The sequence below is a fragment of the Mucilaginibacter inviolabilis genome, from assembly GCF_011089895.1.
Classification (GTDB): Bacteria; Bacteroidota; Bacteroidia; order Sphingobacteriales; family Sphingobacteriaceae; genus Mucilaginibacter; species Mucilaginibacter inviolabilis.
Window position 1 is genome coordinate 101,258 of sequence record NZ_JAANAT010000004.1, and the last position, 22,531, is coordinate 123,788.

21 protein-coding genes are annotated in these 22,531 nt (G+C 42.9%); 13 read left to right on the forward strand and 8 right to left on the reverse strand.

From position 1 onward, the window contains the following. Positions 1-76 precede the first annotated feature (76 nt). Entirely contained in the window at positions 77-1,207 is a 1,131-nt protein-coding gene (locus G7092_RS23915; RefSeq protein WP_166093400.1) for a glycoside hydrolase family 26 protein, read from the forward strand. Positions 1,208-1,379: 172 nt separating this feature from the next. Here the strand turns inward: G7092_RS23915 and nhaA are convergent, their stop codons facing one another. Continuing rightward, positions 1,380-2,681 carry a Na+/H+ antiporter NhaA gene (gene nhaA, locus G7092_RS23920; protein WP_166093402.1) on the reverse strand — a complete coding sequence of 434 codons (1,302 nt, stop codon included), beginning with the start codon at positions 2,679-2,681 and terminating at the stop codon, positions 1,380-1,382. A gap of 226 nt (positions 2,682-2,907) precedes the next feature. Between nhaA and G7092_RS23925 the strand changes: the two genes are divergently transcribed. Further along, a complete protein-coding gene (locus G7092_RS23925; RefSeq protein WP_166093404.1) occupies positions 2,908-3,081 on the forward strand; it encodes a hypothetical protein in 174 nt (57 codons plus the stop codon). Here G7092_RS23925 and G7092_RS23930 read toward each other — a convergent pair whose 3' ends face one another. After that, positions 3,082-4,233: an MFS transporter gene (locus G7092_RS23930; RefSeq protein ID WP_166093406.1), complete on the reverse strand. Its 1,152-nt coding sequence runs from the start codon at positions 4,231-4,233 to the stop codon at positions 3,082-3,084. A gap of 133 nt (positions 4,234-4,366) precedes the next feature. Beyond that, positions 4,367-5,074 carry a DsbA family oxidoreductase gene (locus G7092_RS23935; protein ID WP_166093408.1) on the reverse strand — a complete coding sequence of 236 codons (708 nt, stop codon included), beginning with the start codon at positions 5,072-5,074 and terminating at the stop codon, positions 4,367-4,369. Between the two features lie 165 nt (positions 5,075-5,239). Between G7092_RS23935 and budA the strand changes: the two genes are divergently transcribed. The 3 genes from budA to G7092_RS23950 all read left to right on the forward strand — a co-directional run bounded on the left by budA (position 5,240) and on the right by G7092_RS23950 (position 7,991). Next, the gene (budA, locus tag G7092_RS23940) at positions 5,240-6,046 is read left to right on the forward strand and encodes an acetolactate decarboxylase (RefSeq protein ID WP_166093410.1); all 807 of its coding nucleotides are present in this window, start codon (positions 5,240-5,242) and stop codon (positions 6,044-6,046) included. A gap of 146 nt (positions 6,047-6,192) precedes the next feature. Beyond that, the gene (locus G7092_RS23945; protein ID WP_166093412.1) at positions 6,193-6,759 is read left to right on the forward strand and encodes a carboxymuconolactone decarboxylase family protein; all 567 of its coding nucleotides are present in this window, start codon (positions 6,193-6,195) and stop codon (positions 6,757-6,759) included. Next, positions 6,759-7,991, forward strand: coding sequence for a DUF3179 domain-containing (seleno)protein (locus G7092_RS23950; protein ID WP_166093415.1), 1,233 nt, complete (start codon positions 6,759-6,761; stop codon positions 7,989-7,991). The genes G7092_RS23945 and G7092_RS23950 overlap by 1 nt, the downstream gene beginning before the upstream one ends. A gap of 2 nt (positions 7,992-7,993) precedes the next feature. Here the strand turns inward: G7092_RS23950 and G7092_RS23955 are convergent, their stop codons facing one another. Continuing rightward, positions 7,994-8,293 (reverse strand): hypothetical protein, encoded by a 300-nt coding sequence (locus tag G7092_RS23955; RefSeq protein WP_166093417.1) that lies wholly within the window; start codon positions 8,291-8,293, stop codon positions 7,994-7,996. Between the two features lie 182 nt (positions 8,294-8,475). On the opposite strand from G7092_RS23955, the gene G7092_RS23960 reads away from it, so the two are divergent. From G7092_RS23960 to G7092_RS23985, 6 genes are all read left to right on the forward strand, one after another. Then, positions 8,476-8,841, forward strand: a complete 366-nt coding sequence (locus G7092_RS23960; RefSeq protein WP_166093419.1) for a glycoside hydrolase — start codon at positions 8,476-8,478, stop codon at positions 8,839-8,841. Between the two features lie 136 nt (positions 8,842-8,977). Beyond that, positions 8,978-9,334, forward strand: coding sequence for a glycoside hydrolase (locus G7092_RS23965; RefSeq protein WP_166093422.1), 357 nt, complete (start codon positions 8,978-8,980; stop codon positions 9,332-9,334). A 502-nt stretch (positions 9,335-9,836) separates the two neighbouring features. Next, positions 9,837-10,208 carry a hypothetical protein gene (locus G7092_RS23970; protein WP_166093424.1) on the forward strand — a complete coding sequence of 124 codons (372 nt, stop codon included), beginning with the start codon at positions 9,837-9,839 and terminating at the stop codon, positions 10,206-10,208. Positions 10,209-10,525: 317 nt separating this feature from the next. Beyond that, positions 10,526-12,877: a TonB-dependent receptor gene (locus G7092_RS23975; RefSeq protein WP_166093426.1), complete on the forward strand. Its 2,352-nt coding sequence runs from the start codon at positions 10,526-10,528 to the stop codon at positions 12,875-12,877. Between the two features lie 2 nt (positions 12,878-12,879). Further along, a complete protein-coding gene (locus G7092_RS23980; RefSeq protein WP_166093428.1) occupies positions 12,880-14,331 on the forward strand; it encodes a PepSY domain-containing protein in 1,452 nt (483 codons plus the stop codon). A 2-nt stretch (positions 14,332-14,333) separates the two neighbouring features. Beyond that, a complete protein-coding gene (locus tag G7092_RS23985) occupies positions 14,334-14,540 on the forward strand; it encodes a heavy metal-binding domain-containing protein (protein ID WP_166093430.1) in 207 nt (68 codons plus the stop codon). Positions 14,541-14,657: 117 nt separating this feature from the next. On the opposite strand, the gene G7092_RS23990 is transcribed toward G7092_RS23985, so the two are convergent. Then, on the reverse strand, positions 14,658-15,014 hold the full coding sequence (locus G7092_RS23990; protein ID WP_166093432.1) for a glycoside hydrolase: 357 nt from the start codon (positions 15,012-15,014) through the stop codon (positions 14,658-14,660). Positions 15,015-15,213: 199 nt separating this feature from the next. Between G7092_RS23990 and G7092_RS23995 the strand changes: the two genes are divergently transcribed. Next, positions 15,214-17,433: a putative Ig domain-containing protein gene (locus G7092_RS23995; protein WP_166093434.1), complete on the forward strand. Its 2,220-nt coding sequence runs from the start codon at positions 15,214-15,216 to the stop codon at positions 17,431-17,433. Between the two features lie 567 nt (positions 17,434-18,000). On the opposite strand, the gene G7092_RS24000 is transcribed toward G7092_RS23995, so the two are convergent. The 3 genes from G7092_RS24000 to G7092_RS24010 all read right to left on the reverse strand — a co-directional run bounded on the left by G7092_RS24000 (position 18,001) and on the right by G7092_RS24010 (position 21,116). After that, entirely contained in the window at positions 18,001-18,903 is a 903-nt protein-coding gene (locus G7092_RS24000; protein WP_166093435.1) for a hypothetical protein, read from the reverse strand. A 170-nt stretch (positions 18,904-19,073) separates the two neighbouring features. Next, positions 19,074-19,904 carry a sterol desaturase family protein gene (locus G7092_RS24005; RefSeq protein WP_166093437.1) on the reverse strand — a complete coding sequence of 277 codons (831 nt, stop codon included), beginning with the start codon at positions 19,902-19,904 and terminating at the stop codon, positions 19,074-19,076. A gap of 174 nt (positions 19,905-20,078) precedes the next feature. Then, positions 20,079-21,116 carry a fatty acid desaturase gene (locus G7092_RS24010; RefSeq protein WP_166093440.1) on the reverse strand — a complete coding sequence of 346 codons (1,038 nt, stop codon included), beginning with the start codon at positions 21,114-21,116 and terminating at the stop codon, positions 20,079-20,081. 892 nt (positions 21,117-22,008) lie between these two features. Here G7092_RS24010 and G7092_RS24015 point away from each other — a divergent pair. After that, positions 22,009-22,422, forward strand: coding sequence for an EamA family transporter (locus G7092_RS24015; protein ID WP_166093442.1), 414 nt, complete (start codon positions 22,009-22,011; stop codon positions 22,420-22,422). Positions 22,423-22,531: the final 109 nt, after the last annotated feature.

A 22,531-nucleotide genomic window follows, 5' to 3' on the forward strand; every position in this document is an offset into this window, starting at 1 on the left:
TGAAATTATTAAACAAATAGCTTGGTGACATGAGTTTTAATAATAGTAATTTTGACTTTGGCCCTATTATTTTAGTATGCACCCAGTTTTGAGGTATATAACCATTACCGCTTTATTTTTACTGTTTTACAATTTGTTTGCCAGCGCACAATTATATAGCCCTAGTGATAAAAAAGCCACGGCCGAAACCAGCGTTCTTTTTTTCAGTATGCAGCGCTTGCTGGGTGCTGGAATTTTATTTGGTCATCATGACGATACTGCCTATGGGGTTAACTGGAAATTTGAGCCCAATGGGTCTGATGTAAAAAGTGTTACAGGTTCTTATCCGGCTATATATGGGTGGGATTTGGCAAAAATTGAACATGATAGTATTAATGATATTAATGGTGTACCATTTAAGCTACAAAAGCAGTTGGTAAAAGAGGCCTATGAACGTGGTGGTATCAATACCTTCTGCTGGCACATGGATAATCCCGCTAATGGCAAAACAGCCTGGGATACCACTCAACATACCATTAAAGAGCTGATTCCGGGTGGTGCATATTACGAAGTTTATGTATCCTGGCTGGATAAAGCGGCAGCTTATATGGTCGATTTGAAAGGCTCTGGCGGTGAAGCCATCCCCATATTGTTCAGGCCATTTCATGAACTTACCGGCAATTGGTTTTGGTGGGGTAAAAACACCAGCTCACCTGAAGAATTTAAAGCCTTATGGCGTTTCACTATAGATTATCTGCGTGAAAAGAAAAAACTCCATAACCTGCTCATCGTATATTCAACTGCTGATTTTGATTCAGAAGAAGAATTCCTGGAACGTTATCCAGGCGATGGATATGTGGATTTTATGGGCTTTGACAATTACTGTTTCCAAAACGTTGCCGATTACCAAACCAAATTGGATAAACGCCTTACTATTTTAGAGGGAGTAGCCACCAAACATCACAAAGTAGCTTGCCTGCCCGAAACCGGTTACGAGCAAATACCCCAGGCCGATTGGTGGACAAAGGTCTTACTGCCCACGCTGGCCAAACATCAACTATCCTACGTACTGGCCTGGCGTAACGGTACTGCAAGTCATTATTTTGTGCCATATCCAGGTCAGGTAAGCGGCGGTGATTTTGTGAAATTCTATAATAGTCCGCAAATAATGTTTCAGGACAGGCTTACACCGCTGAGTGTATATGGTAAGCCGAATGCGGGGGAGTAGTGAGTAGTGAGTAGTGAGTAGTGAGTAGTGAGTAGTGAGTGGTGAGTAGTGAGTAGTGAGTGGTGAGTAGTGAGTAGTGAGTGGTGAGTGGTGAGTTTGAAAAAAATGGGGTGTAAAGTAGACAAATTCTGAAAATTCTTTAATTCTGGAAATTCTGATTCAGACAAAAACACTATCGGGCTTTCCTCAATACCAGCACCCCAAGCCCTCCAGCCACTAACGAAGCTAGGAGGATACCATACTTGGCCTGGTCAACCATCTCTGGATGACTAAAAGCGAGTCCAGATATAAACAGCGACATGGTAAAGCCCACACCAGCCAGTAAGGCTACACCAACTATTTGTTTCCAGGTAGATTTTGCCGGCAATTGTGCACCAAATTTTACCATGAGCCAGGTAGCCAGCAGTACACCAATAAATTTACCGGCTAGTAAACCGATGGTTACCCCGAGGCTCACCGGATTAGCCAGTGACGAAAAAAAGTTGGCACCGATCACAATACCCGCATTGGCTAATGCAAAAAGGGGCATTACTATAAAAGCAACCCATGGGTGCAGCATAAATTCCACCTTTTGAAGTGGCGTTTCGGCGTCCATGCTTAATTTCTTTATTTTTTCAATCGTGTCGTGCTGCTCGGGTGTAGTTAAGGTGCTGTTATTAGGAATTGCCTGTTCAAAATTGAGCAAAAGCTTACGGAGGCTATCGGCATAACTTTTTTCGTTGATGCGGGTGCGTGCCGGGATAGTAAAGGCTACCAATACACCGGCAATGGTTGCATGAACGCCCGAAAGTAAAAATGCCACCCAAACCCCAAAGCCAATTATCAGGTAAAAAGCAATGTGCCGTACCCCCATTTTGTTTCCTATAAGTAGCACAACCAACAGCCAAACCCCGATGGTTAAAGGCATTAAGGCAATGTGTGAGCTGTAAAATATAGCAATCACCAGTACCGCGCCAAGATCGTCGGCAACGGCCAGGGCCGATAAAAAAACTTTTACAGATGATGGGATATGTTTACCGGCAATGGACAGCAGTGCCAGCGCGAAGGCGATGTCGGTAGCCATGGGGATACCCCAGCCATGTTCAGATGCTGTACCTTTGTTGATCAGGAAATAAATAAGGGCAGGCACTAACATCCCTCCCAAAGCAGCCACCATAGGTAAGGATGCTTTTTTGATAGAAGAAAGTTCACCGGCCATAAACTCCCGCTTCAATTCCAGGCCTATTACAAAAAAGAATATGGCCATCAATCCGTCGTTTATCCAGAGGTGCAGGGAGTGGTCGAGCATAAAACCGTCAAACCCCAGGGACAATTTAAGATCCCACAGGGCATGATAAAAGTGTTCTAGTGGTGAATTAACCCATATAATGGCTATTACCACACTTATAAAAAGCACAATCCCACTGGTATGTTCCTGGTGGATGAACTTGTTTACCGGTGCCGTAATTTTTTCAATTGGAGTTTTTTGCCGCATCGCTCCTAAATTAAGGAATTAAAAGTTTCTATCCGGGTTTTACAGATCACTGTAGTACCAAAACCATTAACAGAAATGAAATATTTAAAACCAACCCGCGCATTTTCATCTTTATTTACAAAACACAATTATGAACACTTATCAGCAAAAATGGATTGATGTATTGCATCATGCCAACCTGCCGGGATGGAAAATAGAAGCGCGTGATTAGGATATATTTATTGAGATGCCCCATGTAACCGATTTGAAATTAATAAGGGATAATCTGCCACAAACCATGGGCTTGATGTCGTTGGATATCAATCTTCCTAAGGAGCGCTTGAAATTTATTTTTCATAACGGATACGAGCAATTTGAATACCTGCTTAATCCGGCAGGGGGCGATCTGAACCGGGAATGATTAGATCTTGGCCTTGGTAGATACCACTACTACAGATACACCCATGCAGGCTATCAGGATAAAGGAAGCTCTTAAAGTGGCCAAACCTGCTATAAAACCAATTAGGGGAGGACCTACCAAAAAGCCCAGGAATCCTATGGTTGATACTGCCGCCAAAGCAACACCCGGCTGCATGGTTTTTGATTTACCAGCCGCGCTGAAAACCATAGGCACTACTGATGATACACCAACACCTACCAGTAAAAAACCGGCTATGGCCGTATATACATGTGGAAATGCTACCGCGAAAAGCAAGCCCGTAGCCGTTAATGTACCGCTTACCTGCAGCGTACGTTTTAAGCCATAGCGATGAGCGAATTTATCAGCAAAAAAGCGGCCTCCAGCCATGGTAAGCATGAAAGCGGTAAAACCTACACCTACAAGGGCCGTAGGGGCAAGTACCACTTTTTTAAAGTAGATAACACTCCAATCAAACATGGCACCTTCGCAGATCATGGAGCAAAAAGCGATAACCCCCAGCTTGATCAGCGAACTATCGGGCATCACGAAAACCGGGCCAGCATTGGCTACCTTATCATCTTTCAGATAGCGTGCCGCTACAATTACACCGATCATGATCACTACCATCATGATTAAAAAATGCAGATAAGGTGCCACGTGATTAGCGATCATAAAAGTACCTACACCTGCACCAACAAACCCTGCCGAACTCCATAAACCATGAAACGAAGCCAGGATAGGTCGTTGATATAATTCTTCGGTAATTACAGCCTGTGTATTCACAGAAATATTCACGGCATTACTGCTGAAGCCAAAACATATGAGGCAAATGATGAGCTGGAATGGATTTTGAGCTAGCCCCAAAGTCACCAATGCTACTGAATATACTAACAAGGCACTGATAAGCAACTTACGACTGCCTATTTTGGTGATGATCCAGCCTGAAAACGGGAGGGAGCACATTAAACCTACAGGCAGCGCGAATAATACTGCACCCAAAGCCGCGTCAGAAAGGCCCATGTCCTGCTGTACAGTGGCTATACGCGATGCCCAGCTCGAAAAGCTGAGCCCGGCCATAAAAAACATGGCTCCAACAGCAATGCGGAGTGCTTTTTTTGATAGCGGAAGGGGTACAGCCGGCGCGTCGATCATTTATATTTACGTTAGTGTAGTAAGTACACTATGATTCATATATACAAAGGTATAATAAATATGTTACAACATGAACAGGCTAAATCGTTTTTTGATTTGCTTGAGACAGAAAGATTTACGCGCTACAAGAAATTTATCCGCAATCACCATCGGGCGAGCAGGATTCTCCTTCAATAACGGTTAATGAAGGTTTCTTGTTTTCCTGATTCCACTCCGTGAATGATTTTTCAATAGTCTCCAGGAACACTGGTACAGCCTGAGCTCCGGATACGCCATATTTATTGTTCATCACAAAAAATGGAACGCCACGGATACCTAACTGTTGCGCCTGTGCAATATCGTATTTTACCTCATCAGCATAGGTATCGCTTTCCAATACTTGCTTTATTTCAGCAGCATTTAAACCAATGTTAACGCCCAGTTTAATCAGGGTATCGTTATCATCAATGTTCTGTCCTTCGGTAAAGTAGGCTTTAAATAAGGCTTCTTCTGCAGCATCACCTAAACCATGTTTTTTGGCGAGATGCGTAAAACGGTGAGCGTTAAAACTATTGGCTACCACGGCACGATCAAAGTTATAGGTTAAACCTACTTCGGCTGCCATTTGGGTTACATGATCATTTAACTGCGCTGCATAATCCAGTGTCCAGCCTTTGGCATCGGCCAGGTACTGGTTAATATTGGTAGAGAGGTCGGTTTTCATATCCGGGTTAAGCTGAAAGCTTTTCCACTCAATTTCTATCTGCTCCTGGTGCCCTGATTGTTGCAGTGCATCCTCAAACCTGCGTTTGCCGATGTAACAAAACGGGCACATCACATCAGACCATATCTCTATTTTCATGTTTTCCTTGTTTTAAGTAGACTGCAAAGTTAACATAGCCCAGCCAGCCCGTGGTAAAAGCAAAGTAAAAATTTACAGCAAATTATTAATAATGTATGCTATAATATTTGCCATACTGCCAAAAAAACGATTGTTTTGCTGCCACATTTACAATATTTATGAGCTATGAAAAAATCCCCTATTTATTTCTTGCTGGCTGTTATTGGTTACAGCTTTACGGCTTCGGCACAGCAAAAAGCAAAGCCCGCTAATCTCAATAATGACAACTTGTTCAGCGCCGGTTTAGCTTCGGCATTTATTGGTGGTTTGTATGATTCGTACTATCCTTATAAACAATTGAAGCAACACGGCGATTTTGGCTTGGGCGCCCCGGCCAGGCTCGATGGTGAACTGCTTGTTTTCAAGGGGCATCTTTATCAAACTCAGGCAACCGGCAAAACAACCGAGATACCTGATACCGGTAAAACACCTTACGCAGTAGTTTGCTTTTTTAATGCCAAAAAAGTGTATAAGCATAGCGGTACCTTAAACAAGACCGCGTTTTACGGTTATCTGGATAGCTTGCTCACCAATCAGAATGGTATTTACGCCATCCACATCAGCGGTAAATTTAAACTGGTAAAAACCAGGGCTTTCCCGCCGGTTGAAAAGCCGTACCTGCCACTGGCCTCCATGCTGGATAGGCAACATTTTTTTAACCATGCAGATATGAACGGCGACCTGATCGGCTTCCGGATACCAAAGTTTATGGAAGGTCCGCACATTGCCGGTTACCACTTTCACTTCTTATCCACAGATAAAGTTTTTGGAGGTCATGTGGTTGATCTGATAGCCGAAGATATTACGGTTGAAATTGATCCGTTAAGCAGTTTTACCCTTGATGTACCGCAGACAGCTGATTTTAACAATTTTGATTTTGCAAAAGATCGCAAGGAAGAGATAAAAAGTGTGGAGAACGGTAAAAAGCAATAGCCAGGCTTAATGAGGTGGGTTTTTGACTAAAAATAATTATGGTGACAGCTGCTCTTTATCAAAGTATTTTTTAATAAATTCGGAATTATTATAAACCTGATTATTGGAAATTTACTAACCGGCACAAGCCGGTACCCTATATTGATATGCCATACATACCGTTAGACGAAAACCTGCCCGGAATTACAGGTTTACTAAACTATCGTCAGGATACTGCGCTACCCATCAGGCAGCTAACCCAGATTTTGTTGCGTGGTGAATCGACCCTGACTGAAGGGGAGCGCGAACTGATAGCTACCGTAGTAAGTAATGGAAATGAATGCCGGTTTTGTACTAATGCGCACACTGCCGCAGCTAATGTGCTTTTGGGCGAAACAGAAACAGCAGAAAAGGTAAAGAATGACCCCGATAACGCTCCCGTAAGCGAAAAAATGAAGTGCCTGCTTGAAATTGCCCGCCAAACACAGGTAAGCGGTAAAAATGTAAGCCCGGCTTTGGTTGATAAGGCCCGTAACGCCGGCGCTACCGATCTGGAAATACATGATACCGTATTAATTGCCGCATTGTTTAGTTTATATAATCGTTATGTTGATGGGTTGGCCAGTGTAACCCCAACAGATCCTGCTTTTTATGATCACCTTGCAGGTATATTGAAAAACAGTGGCTATTTGCCATCAGCAAACAGATACGCAGCTTTAAATCCCGAAGTATAATGGCATATAAGAATAGATCGTGGATATTTTGGCTGGGTGTTATTTTACTGATCGTACCGGGGTTGGTGCATGCTTACCTGCTGATGCCTTTTCCAGGCAGCCAGGATCTTGACGCCATTACTGTATGTTATTATCTCGAAAAACTGGTTAATCCTTTACGCGTTATCGGTACGTTACTGGTGGTTTGGTTCCTGATCAAATATTACGGAAAAGATACTAAAAGGGGCAATATTGTAAAGATAACTGTATTGGTGCTTTGTCTCATCAGTTTTTATTTTACCGATGTGGCCTTCAAGGCCGAGGCCATGTTTAAAGAAACAAGCAGGGTGAAATTTGCTAACGGCTTCACCAATAAAGTCCCTTTAAATTACTTAATTATAGGAGTAGTAAATAATGGCGCGGCCAGGGCCTATCCGGTAGTTTACCTGGGCTATCATCATAAGGTACAGGACGAAGTTGGGCGTGAACCCGTTTTAATAACTTACTGCACCATGTGCCGTACCGGTAGGGTATACAGCCCCGTTATAAATGGTGTTACGCAACATTTTAGGTTGGTAGGAGCAAGGCATTACAATGCTATTATTGAAGATGAAAGTACTAAAACCTGGTGGTACCAGGCTACGGGCCTTGCAGCTGTAGGGGAGTTGAAAGGTCATCAATTACAGGAATTGCCCTATGAACAATCAACCCTGGGAGCCTGGCTGCAAAAACATCCGGCCACATTAATTATGCAGCCCGATAAACTATATGCTGACGATTATGCCGATCTGAAAAATTACGACCGGGTGCAGGTTATTGATCGGGATAGCACACTGAAAAACAAAGACTCCCTGATTGGTAAAAGCTGGGTAGTGGGTGTAATCATCAACGGCAAAGCCAAGGCTTATGATTGGCGCCGTTTAAATAACAAACGCTTGCTTAATGATGAGTTTAATCACCAATCCTTGCTATTGGGCGTTGAGCACGATAGCCTTACTTATCATGCCTGGAACACGATGGTAGATGGTAAAAAACTGCATTTTAACCTGGGCAATGATGGCCTGCTGACTGATCAGGAAACGGCCTCGGTTTGGGATTGGGACGGCCTGTGTATATCGGGCACACAAAAAGGGCAGCGGCTAACCAAAGTACAAGCATATCAGGAGTACTGGCGCTCCTGGAAACATTTTCATCCAACTACGATATTCTGGAAAGGCGGCGAAATGGAAGAACCCATAGCTGGTATTTATTAAAGTTATCCTTCAATAACAGCCACAATTTTACCGATATCGCTATCACTCATCAGCTCTTCTTCGGGCATGTTGGGATAGTATTTATTCAGGATCTTTTTGATGAGCAGGTAGCTTTCTATGGATTGAATGGGAGGATTAGCCAGTTCATTGATGATAGAACCTACCATCTTGATCTTTTTAGCCTCATACTGGTTCAGCACAAAATCTGAGGTCTTTTTTTTACGACTGGAAACAATCAATTCATCCAATTTTTTGATGTCTTCAACCAAGTCCATCAGCTTTAGTACTTCCACCTTTTTCATCGGGTCAAAATTAAACAATTATTTGTGCCGCTAAATAACATTCAGTTAATATGTAAAAATAAAAGAGTAAATAACTTGTTTAAACCGGAGTTTTAGCTTAACTTTTGTATAGTTTAAATAACGTGTACTTAACTGGTTTTTAACAAAAAACACATTATCTTAGGTAAATAAAAAAATCCGTCATGAAAAGAAAGTTTTTTACTACCGCGATGTTGGTAGGTTGTTTTATGGTTTGTATGGCAGCCATTGCCGATCTGAATGGTAAATGGGCCGGGAAATTAGTTTTGGGCGATGGTTCAGAATATCCATTACTATATAATTTTAAAGTAGATGGCGACAAATTAACCGGAACGGCTTTAACACCAGAAGGTGATGTGCAGATAGCTAATGGTAAAACAGATGGTACCACTTTTTCATTCAGTGTTACTACCAGCGGCATGGATATTCCGCATACAGGTAAATTTTATGGCGATTCAACAGGTATCGATCTGGAAATTAACGGCGCAAAAGTTCATTCTGTATTAAAAAGACCAGAAGAAAAGAAATAACCTAAAAGTATTTTCATACTTAAACCTCGCTATGAAAACCTTGCTTATAAGTAAGGTTTTTTTATTTAGTTAAACCAATTAACTAAAAGTTTGTATATCTATAGCGGAAAGGCAATAACGCTGTCTGCATTGCCCCATGAAAAGAAAAATATTTGCAACCGTTGCCATGGTTATTGGTGTCATGATATGTTTTGCCGCGGTGATGAACATTAACGGAAAGTGGACAGGAACGCTCAAATTGCCCAACAATACCACGTTTGTATTAAACTACACTTTTAAGGTGGATAGCGACAAACTTACCGGCACGGCTCACATGCCCGAAGGGGACGTACAAATTACCGATGGTATGATCAACGGAAGCGATTTTTCTTTCAATGTACCCGTGCCCGATGGCAATGCTCCGCATACCGGTAAAATTTACGCAGATTCAATTCAGATGCATATTGTTTACAAAGGGGAGCATCTGAACACGGTGTTGAAGCGAGCCAATTAAATAGGATGAGTATTCTTTGCAGTTGTGGAGGAGGCTCCGAAGGAGCCATAAAGAGCGCTTTGTATGTCTATAAACACGTGGCTCCTACGGAGCCTAAATAACTTATAGCTCCGGAGGAGCATCCTGTTTATAGAAAATGGGAAAAGATACCGTACCCCGAAGGATTACAAGAGTACAGTCTATAAACATGTGGCTCCGCTGGAGCCTGAGTGCGTTGCAGCTCTGGAGGAGCCACATGTTTATAGAAAATAGGAAAAGATCCCGTAGCCCGAAGGGTTACATGAATACAGTCTATAAATACGTAGCTCCGCTGGGGCTTGAGTGCCTCGTAGCTCCGGAGGAGCATCCTGTTTATAGAAAATAGGAAAAGATGTAGTGGCTCCATCGGAGCCTCCTATGTTTGGTTTCTTATTGGTGAAGATACATTCGATTCTTCCTAATTAAAACTTATTTTTTATCAGGCGTTGCTTATTAAAGGTACAGCTACTACCTTTGCGGCATCATGCTGCAACGTTTTACAGCCTATTTACTCATCGTTTCGCTGATCACGGTTAATTTCTCGCGGTTTTTTATTTACGCGGGTTTTGAACTGAACAGAAACTACATTGCCACCAAGCTTTGCGAAAACCGGGATAAACCCTGGATGCATTGCGATGGTAAATGTTATTTTGCGAAAAAGATAAAACAGGCGGAGGAAAAGCAGGCCAGCGATGAAAGGCAGTCGCAAAAGAGCCTTTTTCAGGAAGTTTATGTAGCCAGTTCAACGGTTATTAAATTTCACTCCAGCTTGTTGCAAGTGATTGTAACCCCTTATGATTGTACCCTTCCCCTTGACCGTGTCGGTACGATCTTCCAGCCTCCCCAGTTAGGATAATTCCCATTTCATTTTCCCGGATCTTGTTGATTGATGGATTTGCTATGCGCTTTTGTGTGTGGAAAAAGTGGCCCATGTCATCCTGAGCTTGTCGAAGGATCGCGCGCAGAGGCCTGCCCACCATGCTTCGACGGGCTCAGCATGACAGCCATTGGATTTGTCATCCTGAGCATAGCGAAGGATCTGTTCACGGCCAGGTAAGCCGCACAATAGATGCTTCACTGCGTTCAGCATGACAAGTTAAAATAGATCCCCCGGGAAATTCATTATCCTATACTAATTTTTATACCGGGGCCTCGGCTCCTGATTGCTTATTCATGAAAAAATATCTAATTCTATCTATACTATTTATATCATTTTTTACCCGGTCATACGGCCAAACCACTTTACAGGGAACTATTACAGATGCCAATACACATGAGGCTTTGGTAGGCGCATCTGTATGTAAAGCCGATGCAACGACCGGCGTAAAACTGGCTACAACCAATGCTAAAGGCCATTTTACCATCAATGCGCAAGGCGTAACCAAACTTAAATTTGCTATGGTGGGCTATAATGCCCGTATTGTTGATGTAAGCACTTTAAAAGGGCAGGATCTGGACATCGCCCTGGAACCTTCTACCGTCGATCTGCAGCCCGTGGTGGTAACCGCCAGCAGGGAAGGGCAGGCGCGGCAGGATGCACCTATCGCTATCAGCAAAATAAATTCCACCCAAATAAAAGATGCCAAAGCCACGGCATTGTATCAGCTATTAAACAAGGTAGCCGGTGTGTATATGGTGAACCTGGGTAACGAGCAGCATACTATGGCTATCCGTCAGCCCATTACTTATAACGCGCTTTATTTGTATATGGAAGATGGTTTGCCGATACGCCCAACGGGGATTTTTAACCATAACTCGCTGTATGAGATCAATATGTCGGGTGTTAAGGATATTGAGGTGATCAAAGGTCCGGCCTCATCGCTGTATGGCAGTAACTCCATTGGCGGCGCGGTTAACTTTATTACACAAGGGCCACCAACGGGTTACGCGGGCAATGTTTCTGTTCAGGGCGATAATTATCACTATCGCCGGGTTGATGCCGATGGTGGTTTTAGCCAGGGCAAGTTTGGTTTGTATGTTGGCGGATATGTTGCCCACCAGAAAGACAGCTGGCAGGATTACTCTGACTTTGACAAATACTCGGTTAACTTTAAAACCACTTATGATTTTAATCCTACCACGCGTTTAACCACAGCAGCAGCTTACAACTATCTGGACACCCAAACACCGGGTAGTTTGGATAGCACCCGTTTTTACAGCCGAAAGTATAGCGCCAATCAACGCTTTACTTACCGCAGGGTAAAGGCTTTTAGGGCCAGCACCCGATTGGATCATCAGTGGGATGATAAGAACAGTACTTTTGTGACCCTGTTCTTCCGCGATAACTCTACCGCGCAGCTGCCCAGCTATTATATCTCTGATGTGCGGGATAATACCGGCAAATACGTAAGCTCCAATGGACAGGTGAATGATCAGAAATTCCAGAGCTATGGTTTGTTGGCCCAGCATCGTGTGGATATTGATTTTCTGCACTCGCGCTTAATTGGTGGTGTGTATATGGACGATAGCCCGAGCTCATATTATGCACAATACCTGAATATTGATAAAGACGTACAGAACAATTACTACACCGGCTTTACCAACACGGGCAGGTATATTGATAATTACAACATCAAATTGTTCAATACAGCCGCTTATCTGCAATACGAAATAAAACCTGTAGAAGCCCTGCGCATTGTGGGAGGCTTGCGATATGACAGGGTGCATTATGATTTTACCAATAGCATCCCGGCAGGGCAAACCAAATACAAACAGCAGGAAACCAATAATTTTAACATCCTGGCGCCCAAGCTGGGTTTAACGTATGATCTGGGCCATAATAAAGGTTTCTACGCCAACTATAGTGTAGGTTTTCAACCACCAGAAACCGGCGATCTGTACAGCTCTCGCCAGCTAACACCATTGAAACAAGCTACTTTTGATAATTACGAAGTAGGCGGATGGTTTTCGGCGTTCAACAAGAAGTTATATTTTGAGTTGAGTTTGTTTGATATGGAAGGTCATAACGAGATCATCAGTCAGCTGTTGCCCGATAATACCACCCAAAACCAAAACGCAGGCGCAACCCGCCACCGCGGAGTAGAATATTCCGTAACCGTGGCTCCTGTTAAAGAGCTTACCTTCAGGTTTAGCGGTACCAATGCCCGCCATACTTATGTAGAGTACAGCGAAGTACGCAGCAGCAATGGTACCAGCACGGTGATCAGCTACAACGGTAACCGCATGAACAATGCACCCGCCTGGATAGCCAACTCCGAGCTGACCTATAAGCCACAGTATTTGCCGGGCTTCCGTATTGCTACGGAGTGGCAGCACATCAACCAGTATTATACCAACCCGGCCAATACTAAAACGTACGGCGGCTATGATATTTACAACCTGCGTTTGGGCTATGATATCAAAAGCAGCGTGATCAAAGGAGCCGGCATCTGGTTTAATGTACTCAACCTAACCAACAAGCTGTATGCAACCACGGTAACCAGCAACCAGTATGGCGACACGTATAACGCCGCGCCGCCACGTACCTACACTTTGGGCATCAGTTATTCTTTTTCAAAATATTGATCATGGCATCATCAGCAATAAAAAGTAGTTTTTATAAATGGCATCGCGTACTGGGCTTAATAGGCCTGGTACCGGTGATCTTTTGGACATTGAGCGGGCTTTCGCACCCATTTATGTCAAACTGGTTCAGGCCATCCATTGCCAAAGAGGTTTTTAAGCCTCTGCCGCAAAGCAAAATGCAGCCTGTACTATCGCTTCAGCAAGTGATGGATCAAAACAACCTGCACGAGCTGCGGAACTTTAATCTCATCCATTTTAACAAAGGCACCTTTTACCAGGTACAGGGGCGCGATAGTGTTTACCAATACTATTCGGCTACCGACGGCGTACTGCTGCCTAATGGCGACGTACAGTATGCCGAATACCTCGCCCGTTTTTTTACACAGGACTCTACATCTACCCTGAAAAGCATCCTGCTGCAAACCACTTTCGACGCGCAATACCAGCCCATCAATCACCTGCTGCCTGTTTGGAAAGTTTCCTTTAACCGCCCCGATGGTATGGATGTTTACGTAGAAACAGGCCATAACCGCATGGGTACATTTAATAATAACACCCGTAAAACCATGCTCTGGGTATTTGAGCAGTTCCACACCTGGCAGTTTTTGGCCGATATTGCCGGCGATACTTTCCGCAATGCGTTCATGTTGGCTATTATGGTGGTGATGTTGTTCTCGCTCATCAGCGGGATAACCATTTACGGCCTGTTCTGGAAAAAATTCAAAACCATACAGCAAAACCGTAAAGCCAAAGGCACGGAAGACAAACGTTTTGTACACCGTTTTCACCGGCAGATAGGCCTCATCGTTTCTTTTGTGATGTTCACATTTGTGGTAAGCGGGGCTTTTCACCTGTTTGTAAAACTATATCACAACGAACCCGCCAAGGCAGATTATGGGCAGGTGATCACCCGTAAGCAATTAACTGTTTCTAATCTCAACTTACCCATTGCCGATAGCGCCATCAAACAAAGCGGCCTGGTAAGCTTTAACGGTAATACTTTTTACCAGGTGGTCGACAGTAAAAAAGAAGTGCTTTATTTTGATACCCAAACCGGTAAAGAACGCGAATTGGCCGACGAGGACTATGCCCGTTTTTTAAGCACCTATTATCACACTCAAGGCTCTGGTTTAACTACCTTCAAAGGCAGGGTAAAAGTAGATGTGATCAAACAGTTTAATAACGAATACGGCTTTATCAACAAACGCCTGCCGGTTGCGCGGGTAAGCTATCCCAATGGCGATAACTGGTATATCGAAACAACATCGTCAAAACTGGCTACCAAAGTTGCCGGTATCGACAGGGCCGAGGGTTTATCCTTTATCTTCCTGCATAAATATTTTGGTATGAGCTGGGCCGGTAAGGATATCCGCGATATCGTGAGTATGCTGGCCGCCCTAGGTGTGTTGGTGGCATCGCTGTTTGGCTTTGCCGCTTTTATAAAAAATAAATAACCATGAAAAGATCAATCATTATTTTGTGTTTAGCCGTATGGTCATTAGGTACCATCACGGCTTGCAGTAATGGCAATAAAGCCACCGAAAAGCATCAAAAGAAAAGTAAGTACACCTGCACCATGCACCCCGACCTGAGCTTTGATAAACCCGGCGTTTGCTCCAAATGTGGTATGGAATTGGTGGAAAGGGATACAACGGAGAATTAGCCCCACCCAACCCTCCCCTGAAGGGGAGGGCTTTTTTTATATCTAAGGAAAGATATTTAGCGAATTGCCTTTAGCTCATCAAAGTCTCACCCTTTAGGGGGAGATTTAGAGGGGGCTCTACTTCTTCCTCAACAGCGTTGTATGCGCTTTGGTATCACCCACTGCAATATCAACTCCTATAGAATCTGTATAAAATTTGCCGGTGTGGGCAATCTCCATGTCGCCCAGCGTTACGGTGAATTTAAATTCGTTACCGGTTATTTTGCCATCGTCAATAGGCAGGTCGCCTTTTGGAGTTTTGGCAGTCCCGGTTAATTTATCACCATCAATTTTAAAATTGTAAAGGAGCGGATAAACCTCGCCGTTTTCAACTTTTAGGGAGCCTGTCCACATGCCGGAGAAGTCGGCGATAGCTGCAAAACTGGCTAAAAAGCAGCAAATTAACAGGGCGGTCGTTAAAATTGTCCTTTTCATATGGTTGTTTTTCAATACTTAAAGGTAAAATCCGTATTATAATTCATGGTCAACAGGAGGTTAAATTTCAATGTCTCCAATGCTATATTATTGTTAAAACAATAATTGTTAAGCATACATTTTATGTTGTAATCATGTATCTTAGTTGCTCCTGAATTTTCATAAAGAGAGAACTGTTTTACCTAATAAATTACTTTGAATGAGAAAATTACTTTTACTTGCTTTGCTTGCCCTGGGCTTTTTAAGCGTCCGTGCGCAGGATGTATCCTTAACTAAGGGATGGAAACTGGCCATTGGCGATTCGGCACAATGGGCCTCACCAACTTATAACGATCAGCATTGGCAGGCCGTTAATGTGGCCCAAAGCTGGGAGCAGGAAGGGCATCCCGGTTACGACGGCTTTGGCTGGTACCGTAACCATGTGGTTATCCCTTCGTCATTAAAACAAAATGCGTTTTTGAAAGATAGCCTGCGCATTAACCTGGGCAGTGTTGATGATAATGATGAGGTTTTCCTTAACGGCAAATTGATTGGCCGGTTCGGCGGCAAAACCGGTGATATTAAAACAGGTAGCTTTTATGGTCCGCGTACGTATACCATCGCGGCAAATAACCCGGCTATTTTGTGGGATAAAGAGAATGTTTTAGCCGTACGTATTTTTGATACTGGCGGCGACGGCGGCATCTACGGCACCAACTTTAGCATAGGTATGGCCGATGTGATGGATCATGTAACCGTAAACACCGAAGCCGATTTTAATTATGGCGAACGCAATAGCCTGAGTAAATCCATCAAACTGATCACCACTAATCATTATGATTATAAAGGTAAACTGGCTTTTAAAGTTACCGACCCGGAAACCAACGCGGTTTTATACGAAAAAACAAATGATGCGGCTTTTTCGGCTGGCAGGCCCTTTACCTATTCATTTGAAATAGCCCGGCTGGAGAAAAAATCATACACTATTGTTTACACCTTTACCGACGAAAAATCGGGTAAAGAAATAAGTCATACAGAAACTACACCCTATCTGCTTACTCCATATCCATCGGCCAAACCCAAAATAAACGGCGCCGAAGTTTTTGGTGCGCGTCCGGGTCACCCTTTCTTATACCTCATACCGGCAACCGGTCAAAAACCTTTAATTTATAAAGTGCAGGGTTTACCTGATGGCTTAAAGCTGGATGCGGCTACCGGTATTATTACGGGCGTAGTAACCCAGCAAGGTACTTATCCCGTGACTTTTACAGTGAGCAACAGGCTGGGTAGCAAAACCAAGGCCTTCACTATTATTATTGGCGATAAAATTGGTTTAACACCGGCTCTGGGCTGGAACAGCTGGAACGCCTGGGGTTTAAGTGTGGATGATAAAAAGGTACGTATATCAGCAAAAGCGATGGTAGATAGGTTGAGCGCGCATGGATGGGCCTATATTAATATTGATGATGGATGGGAAGCCGAACAGCGCCAGGCTGATGGTAAAATAGCCGCCAACAGTAAATTTCCGGATATGAAAGCACTCAGCGATTATGTGCATAGCCTGGGCCTGCGCATGGGGATCTATTCATCGCCAGGGCCGCGTACTTGTGGTGGTTTCCTGGGTAGCTGGCAGCATGAAGACCAGGACGCTCAGACTTATGGCGACTGGGGCATTGATTACCTGAAATATGACTGGTGTTCGTATTCTGAGGTTACCCCGGCTAATCCCGATCTGCCGGCGCTGAAAAAACCTTACCAGGTAATGCGTAGCTCTTTAGATAAAATAAACCGCGATATTATGTACAGCCTTTGCCAATATGGTTGGGGCGATGTATGGCAATGGGGCGCCGAAGTAGGGGGCAATAGCTGGCGTACAACCGGCGACATTCAGGATACCTGGCGCAGTTTATCGTCTATAGGTTTTAACCAGGATAAGGCAGCGCCGTTTTCGCAGCCCGGTCATTTTAACGATCCGGACATGCTGGTAGTTGGCAAAGTAGGCTGGGGGCCTAGCCTGCATAATACCCGCCTTACCTATGATGAGCAATACACCCACATCAGCTTGTGGAGCTTGCTATCATCACCATTATTAATTGGTTGCGATATGGGGCATCTGGACAGGTTTACGCTTAACTTGCTCACTAATGATGAAGTACTGGCCATTGATCAGGATGCATTAGGTAAGGGCGCAAGTCAATACATCAAAAAGGAGGGTTACCAGATTTGGGTAAAGGAGCTTAAGGATGGCGGGAAAGCCATTGGTCTGTTCAACCTGTCGGACAAGTACCAAACCATCAGCCTGGATAAAAATGACCCTGCTTTAAAAGGCTACACCAAATTCAGGGATGTATGGCAGCAAAGGTATGTGATCACCACCGGTAAAGATTTCAGCGCCAAAGTAGCGCCGCATGGCGTTATGCTGATCAGGGTAGAGAAATAAGATGAAGCATAGAAATGGTCAGTTCAGACTTACGAAGTTTTTAAAACTTCGTAAGTCTTTCTCCCCATTAGATTAAACACCATGTCATTGCGAGGCACGAAGCAATCTCGTAGCTATTCTAGCCGGCGAGAAACGCGAGGAGATTGCTTCGTCGTTCCTCCTCGCAATGACATATTTTCATTTTTCCTTTTCTTTCCTCTCGTCAGCAGATAAGCTTCGGGCGAAAGCGGGCAGAACAATGCAGGGCGGTGCGGCTGCGGGGCATAGTAAGTTTTTGCTGAAGCGTAGGATTGCGCGAACGAAGTAGGGCAAAATAATTGCAGCCCTGGTTCTGTCCGATTTGCAGGGCGAAGGCAAAGAGCGCAAAGAAGCATTTCTGCTGAAAGCCTTTTGGTTACTTTGTGGCTACAAAGTAAAGGCCCTCCCGCGGCCAAGAGCGGGTATACGCCATATAAAGCGACTCTGTATAGCTTAGAGATTATTAATGTTGTGTTTGTTTTTAATTGTATTAATGAGCTCCCTCCGGTCGGTTGTCTTCGTTCCTCGCAATGACGTACCGAATTTAATCTACTCCGGTATTTCGTAATAATAGATAGGAGCAAAAACACCTTCGCTGGTGGTATAGTAGGCTTTTCCGTCTGGAGTAAATCCTATAGCCTCACCTTGTTTTTCCACCTTATAATGCAGTTCGTCCGGCTTTCTGACCATGGTTTCCCAAATGTGTTCTTTGGGTTCACGTTTCCAGTAATATACCTTTTCATAGCTCTTCAGCAATATCTGTTTTCCATCTTTTGATATATCACCGGCAGTGATCCATTTAAAAGGCTTAAAGCCCGCGAAAAACAATTTGGCACGCTTGGTAAGGGTAACGGTATCTTTAGCCGTATATAATAAAGGCGTAGTATAAACGGATACGGTATCTTTTCTTTTGCTTACAATACATAGTAATTTTTCAACCGGGTCAAGCATCAGGGTTTCGGCATCTTTGGGGCCATCCGGGTATTTCAAATAAAGGGGCTCAGCTTCGGCATGGGTAAGGCTGTCCGTAGCCCATGATTTTTTTTCGCGAATCCGGTAAATGGTAATGTATGGCCATCTGGCGGCATTGTCACCAATGTCGCCTATATAAACGTAGCTTTTGTCTTTAGCCGGGCCCGGCCCCACGGCAATATCTTCGCAGTCACGTACACCTAATGGGATGTTATTGGCGCCATTAAAGTAAATGGTAGTTTTTAATTTGCCATCGGGGGTTATCGCAAAAAAACGACTGGTATCGCCACTATCGTTATGTACGTAATAAATGTTTGGGTTGATGGATGAGGCGGCTATACCCGATATTTCATCCATTTGTTTACTGCTGAGTGTGCCAGATTGAGCAACTTTGTCAAACAGCCTGTGCTTGGCAAATGCCCCTACAAAAATAAGGATGACTAAAGGCGCTATTAATTTTAATTTTTTTGATCTGGTCATCTTATTTGTTGCAAATAATAACGCAAATTAACCAAAATATTATGAAGATAGCATTAATTAAATCGCCTTAACCTGTTAGCAATGCTTTGGAACGTAGTAAATTAGAGGGTGTAAACCAGTATGTAAGAGCTGTTTTTTATCGTGTTTAATCGTTGTTTAGAAACTGATTTTTAATCCAGTTGCTGAGGTTTCCGTTCAAATTTTTGGAACGGCATTTTCACTGCGCCCGCAAAACTTCCGTTTAATTTCTCGTCCATATGGGTGTCAATACCAAACACAGTTTCCTCTTTGCTTAATTTGCCAAAAGTGCCAAATAGCCTGTCCCAGATGCTTAATACGTCGCCGTAATTACAATCGGTATAAGGTAACTGGTAGTGGTGGTGCACATGGTGCAGGTTGGGGGTAATAAACACCAGACCTACAATACGATTAACCTTTTCGGGCAGTCTGAACTGCGTATGCGCGATGATATTGGAGAACGATTGAAACGTTTGACGTAAAATTAAAACACCGATAGCAGGGCCGCAAATAAATACCCAAAGCATCAGGAAACAAGTACGTATGCCGGTTTCAAAAGGGTGTTCGCGGGTGGTGGTGGATACATCAACACTCAGGTCGCTGTGATGTACGAGGTGAAATCTCCATAAAGCCTCCACCTTATGCATGGTAACATGATAAATGTACTCGCACAGATCAAGTAGTACAAACAAGCTGGTGTAATATACCCAAGGATTATTATGGTATGGAATAAAATTAATCAACCCCCAATGATGAGCGATGGTCCATTTGGATATCAGGATAACAAAGGTGGTTAATAACAGTTGTATAGGTAACGCTGTAAAAATAAATAAGGCATTTACAGTAGAGTGTTTCCACTTGGTCAGGGCGCCTTCTGATGAAACTATAACTTCGGCAAACCATAAACTGGTAATAATGCCTGCGTATAAAATTACCTGGGTTAAATCTTCGTGATGTGAGAAAAAGGAACGCAATTCAGCCATTTATTAAATTAAATTAATAGGGAGTTAAAGGTAAATTAATTTAGCATATTTTAAATAGTTGATCTTTTTATCTTCATGATTTGTTCATTTTTTATTAATGTTTATGGCATCAATAAAAAAATACCTGTGTATGAAAAAGGGCCTTTCGGGGCCCTTTTTCATTATGTAGTGCCCTTATACCTGGCTTGGTTCAAGCTTAGGTTTTGTACTTTCGGCCCGGGTTATATCTATATCCGGTTTTGATACATCAGTTAACGCAACTTTGCCACGCTCTTTACGCAGGATGCGGTTAAACAGGGATATTTCACGATCAAAAAGGAAACGGAAAAATAATTTTGTCCACGAAGTATGATAATGTAAGGTATCATAATACTCAGGAGCTGTTTTTTTGATCTCTGGTAATTTATTCCAGGGGATTGACGGAAAGTCATGGTGCTCATTATGGAAACCCACGTTGAAAGCTACCACATTAAAATTACCGTAATAGCTATAGGTTTCCTGCTCTTCGGTGTGGGTAAGGTAATGTTCCTGTATCCAACGAGCACCCAGTGGGTGTAAGCCAATAGAAAAGGAAAAGCTTAACAATAAAAAGGCAACTGCAGGCCAGCCCATAAAGTACCATATGGCGGTAGTAAATATCACCTGTAATACAAAGTTGGTCAGTATCCAGCCATCAAAAGGGTGTATTTCTCTTAACCTTGATAAACGGAAAAGTTGAAAAACCGGGAAGAACAACAGCCACATAGCTTTGCCAAAGAAAGAATTGCTGATCAGTTTTGCCTCCCATTTATTAGGTAAATCGGCATCAAGTTCATGTACACCCTGGAATGAATGGTGTTTGATGTGATATTTTTCGAAGGATATAGCGCTTGGTAATATCTGCGGTAAATTGGCAAACATAGAAGCCCAGCGGTTGGCATTACGATTTTTAAATAACAGTTGGTGGGTGCATTCATGTATCATCACAAACAATGCATGATCGGCAAAGGCGCCTAATAAATAAGCCGCTCCGAAAATAATCCACCAGGATTGGTCACGAACAAACCAGGCTAAAACCACCTGGAACGCCACCAGGCCAATGATAGCCCATATGGTTTTTGGGTTTTTGCCAATCAGCTTACGTAATTCTGGAAATTGCTTTAAGATCTTTTTTGTGCGGATACGATGAGGTTCAGACTCCTGGGAATAAACAAAATCAGTTTTCTTAATCATATAAAGTGTAAACGTTAAATATAACAATAACGTGTTGAAACTATCATTTTTTTGTAAAAAATTATCGCGAAGGGTTAAAAATTCATCAACAATTCACGAATATTTTATATAGAATTTACTTTGCCGACACCTGAACACTGTTGCTTTAAGCGTAATATGCTCTAAACGGGTAGTAAACCGGCTCCCGTTAAAAATTTACTTGGTAGACTCAGGCTTTAAACTTTGCATTAACACTTATAGGGATTTTTATAGTGCTTTTGCTGTAATCAGATCCATGATAAGGGCTATAACAAGCGTTCCCGAAAGTGCTGAAAATTTTTATCATATTAAATTAATTGTCGTTATTTTTTTATTTATAACACTTATTGCTGTTTTTACCCTTACTCTGCTGGTGTAATATTTTGTAATTGTTAACGATTTTTAACCAGTATGTAAGCTAAGCTATAGCATCAATTTGTAGACATTTTGTATTTAAGCAGATTTACTACAGTTTTAGTCTGGAGGTTTGTACCCGGTGCTTGGGCTTCTGTATAATATTGCGTATTTTTGTATATACAGCAGCCCGGTTTTCTGATAACAAAGGAATCCGGGCTGTTTGGTTAAAGGAAAAAAGAAGCACAAAACAGGCTGTTTTGTATGTAGTTATTTGACTGACAGTTATTTAATACTTTTTAAACCTTTTAAAACGTGCCTGAAATTTGTTAAAAAGTGTTAAAATGGCGTTAAAGTTTAGTTAAAACGGATAATTATCTGGCCTTTTTACCAGCTTTTTGAATAAAAAAGTGTTAAAATAATAGGTTTAAAAAGTTTTACAGGGGTAGGGTCAGGCCTCGTATGTTAAAAGAAATCATCAAATTCATAACAATAAATTGATAACTCAAAACTTAAAACTATGTGGTGGATATATGCTTTATTTTCGGCCTTGTTTGCGGCACTTACGGCCATATTTGCCAAAATAGGTATTAAAGGGGTTGATACCGACCTGGCAACCGCCATACGTACCGTAGTGATACTGATACTGGCCTGGGGTATTGTGCTATTTAAAGGGAGTAACCAGGGCATCAGTAGTTTAACTAAAGTTAACTGGACATTCCTGGTGCTTTCGGGTTGTGCAACCGGACTTTCATGGATCTGTTATTTTAAGGCGCTGCAATTAGGTAAGGTATCGCAGGTGGCGCCGGTTGATAAACTGAGTGTGGCTATTGCCATTGTGCTATCGGTGATTTTTTTAGGTGAACCGCTTACCTGGAAAACTGCATCAGGTGCTTTGCTCATCATCGGAGGTACTTTAGTGCTTATTTTTTAGGGGTTTATACCAGGCATTTTACTTTGGCTTAATCATATTGTAACAAATACACAACAATTCATAAAATTCAGTTTTAATCCAATCTTTCTTGGCAAATTCGCGGCTTGAA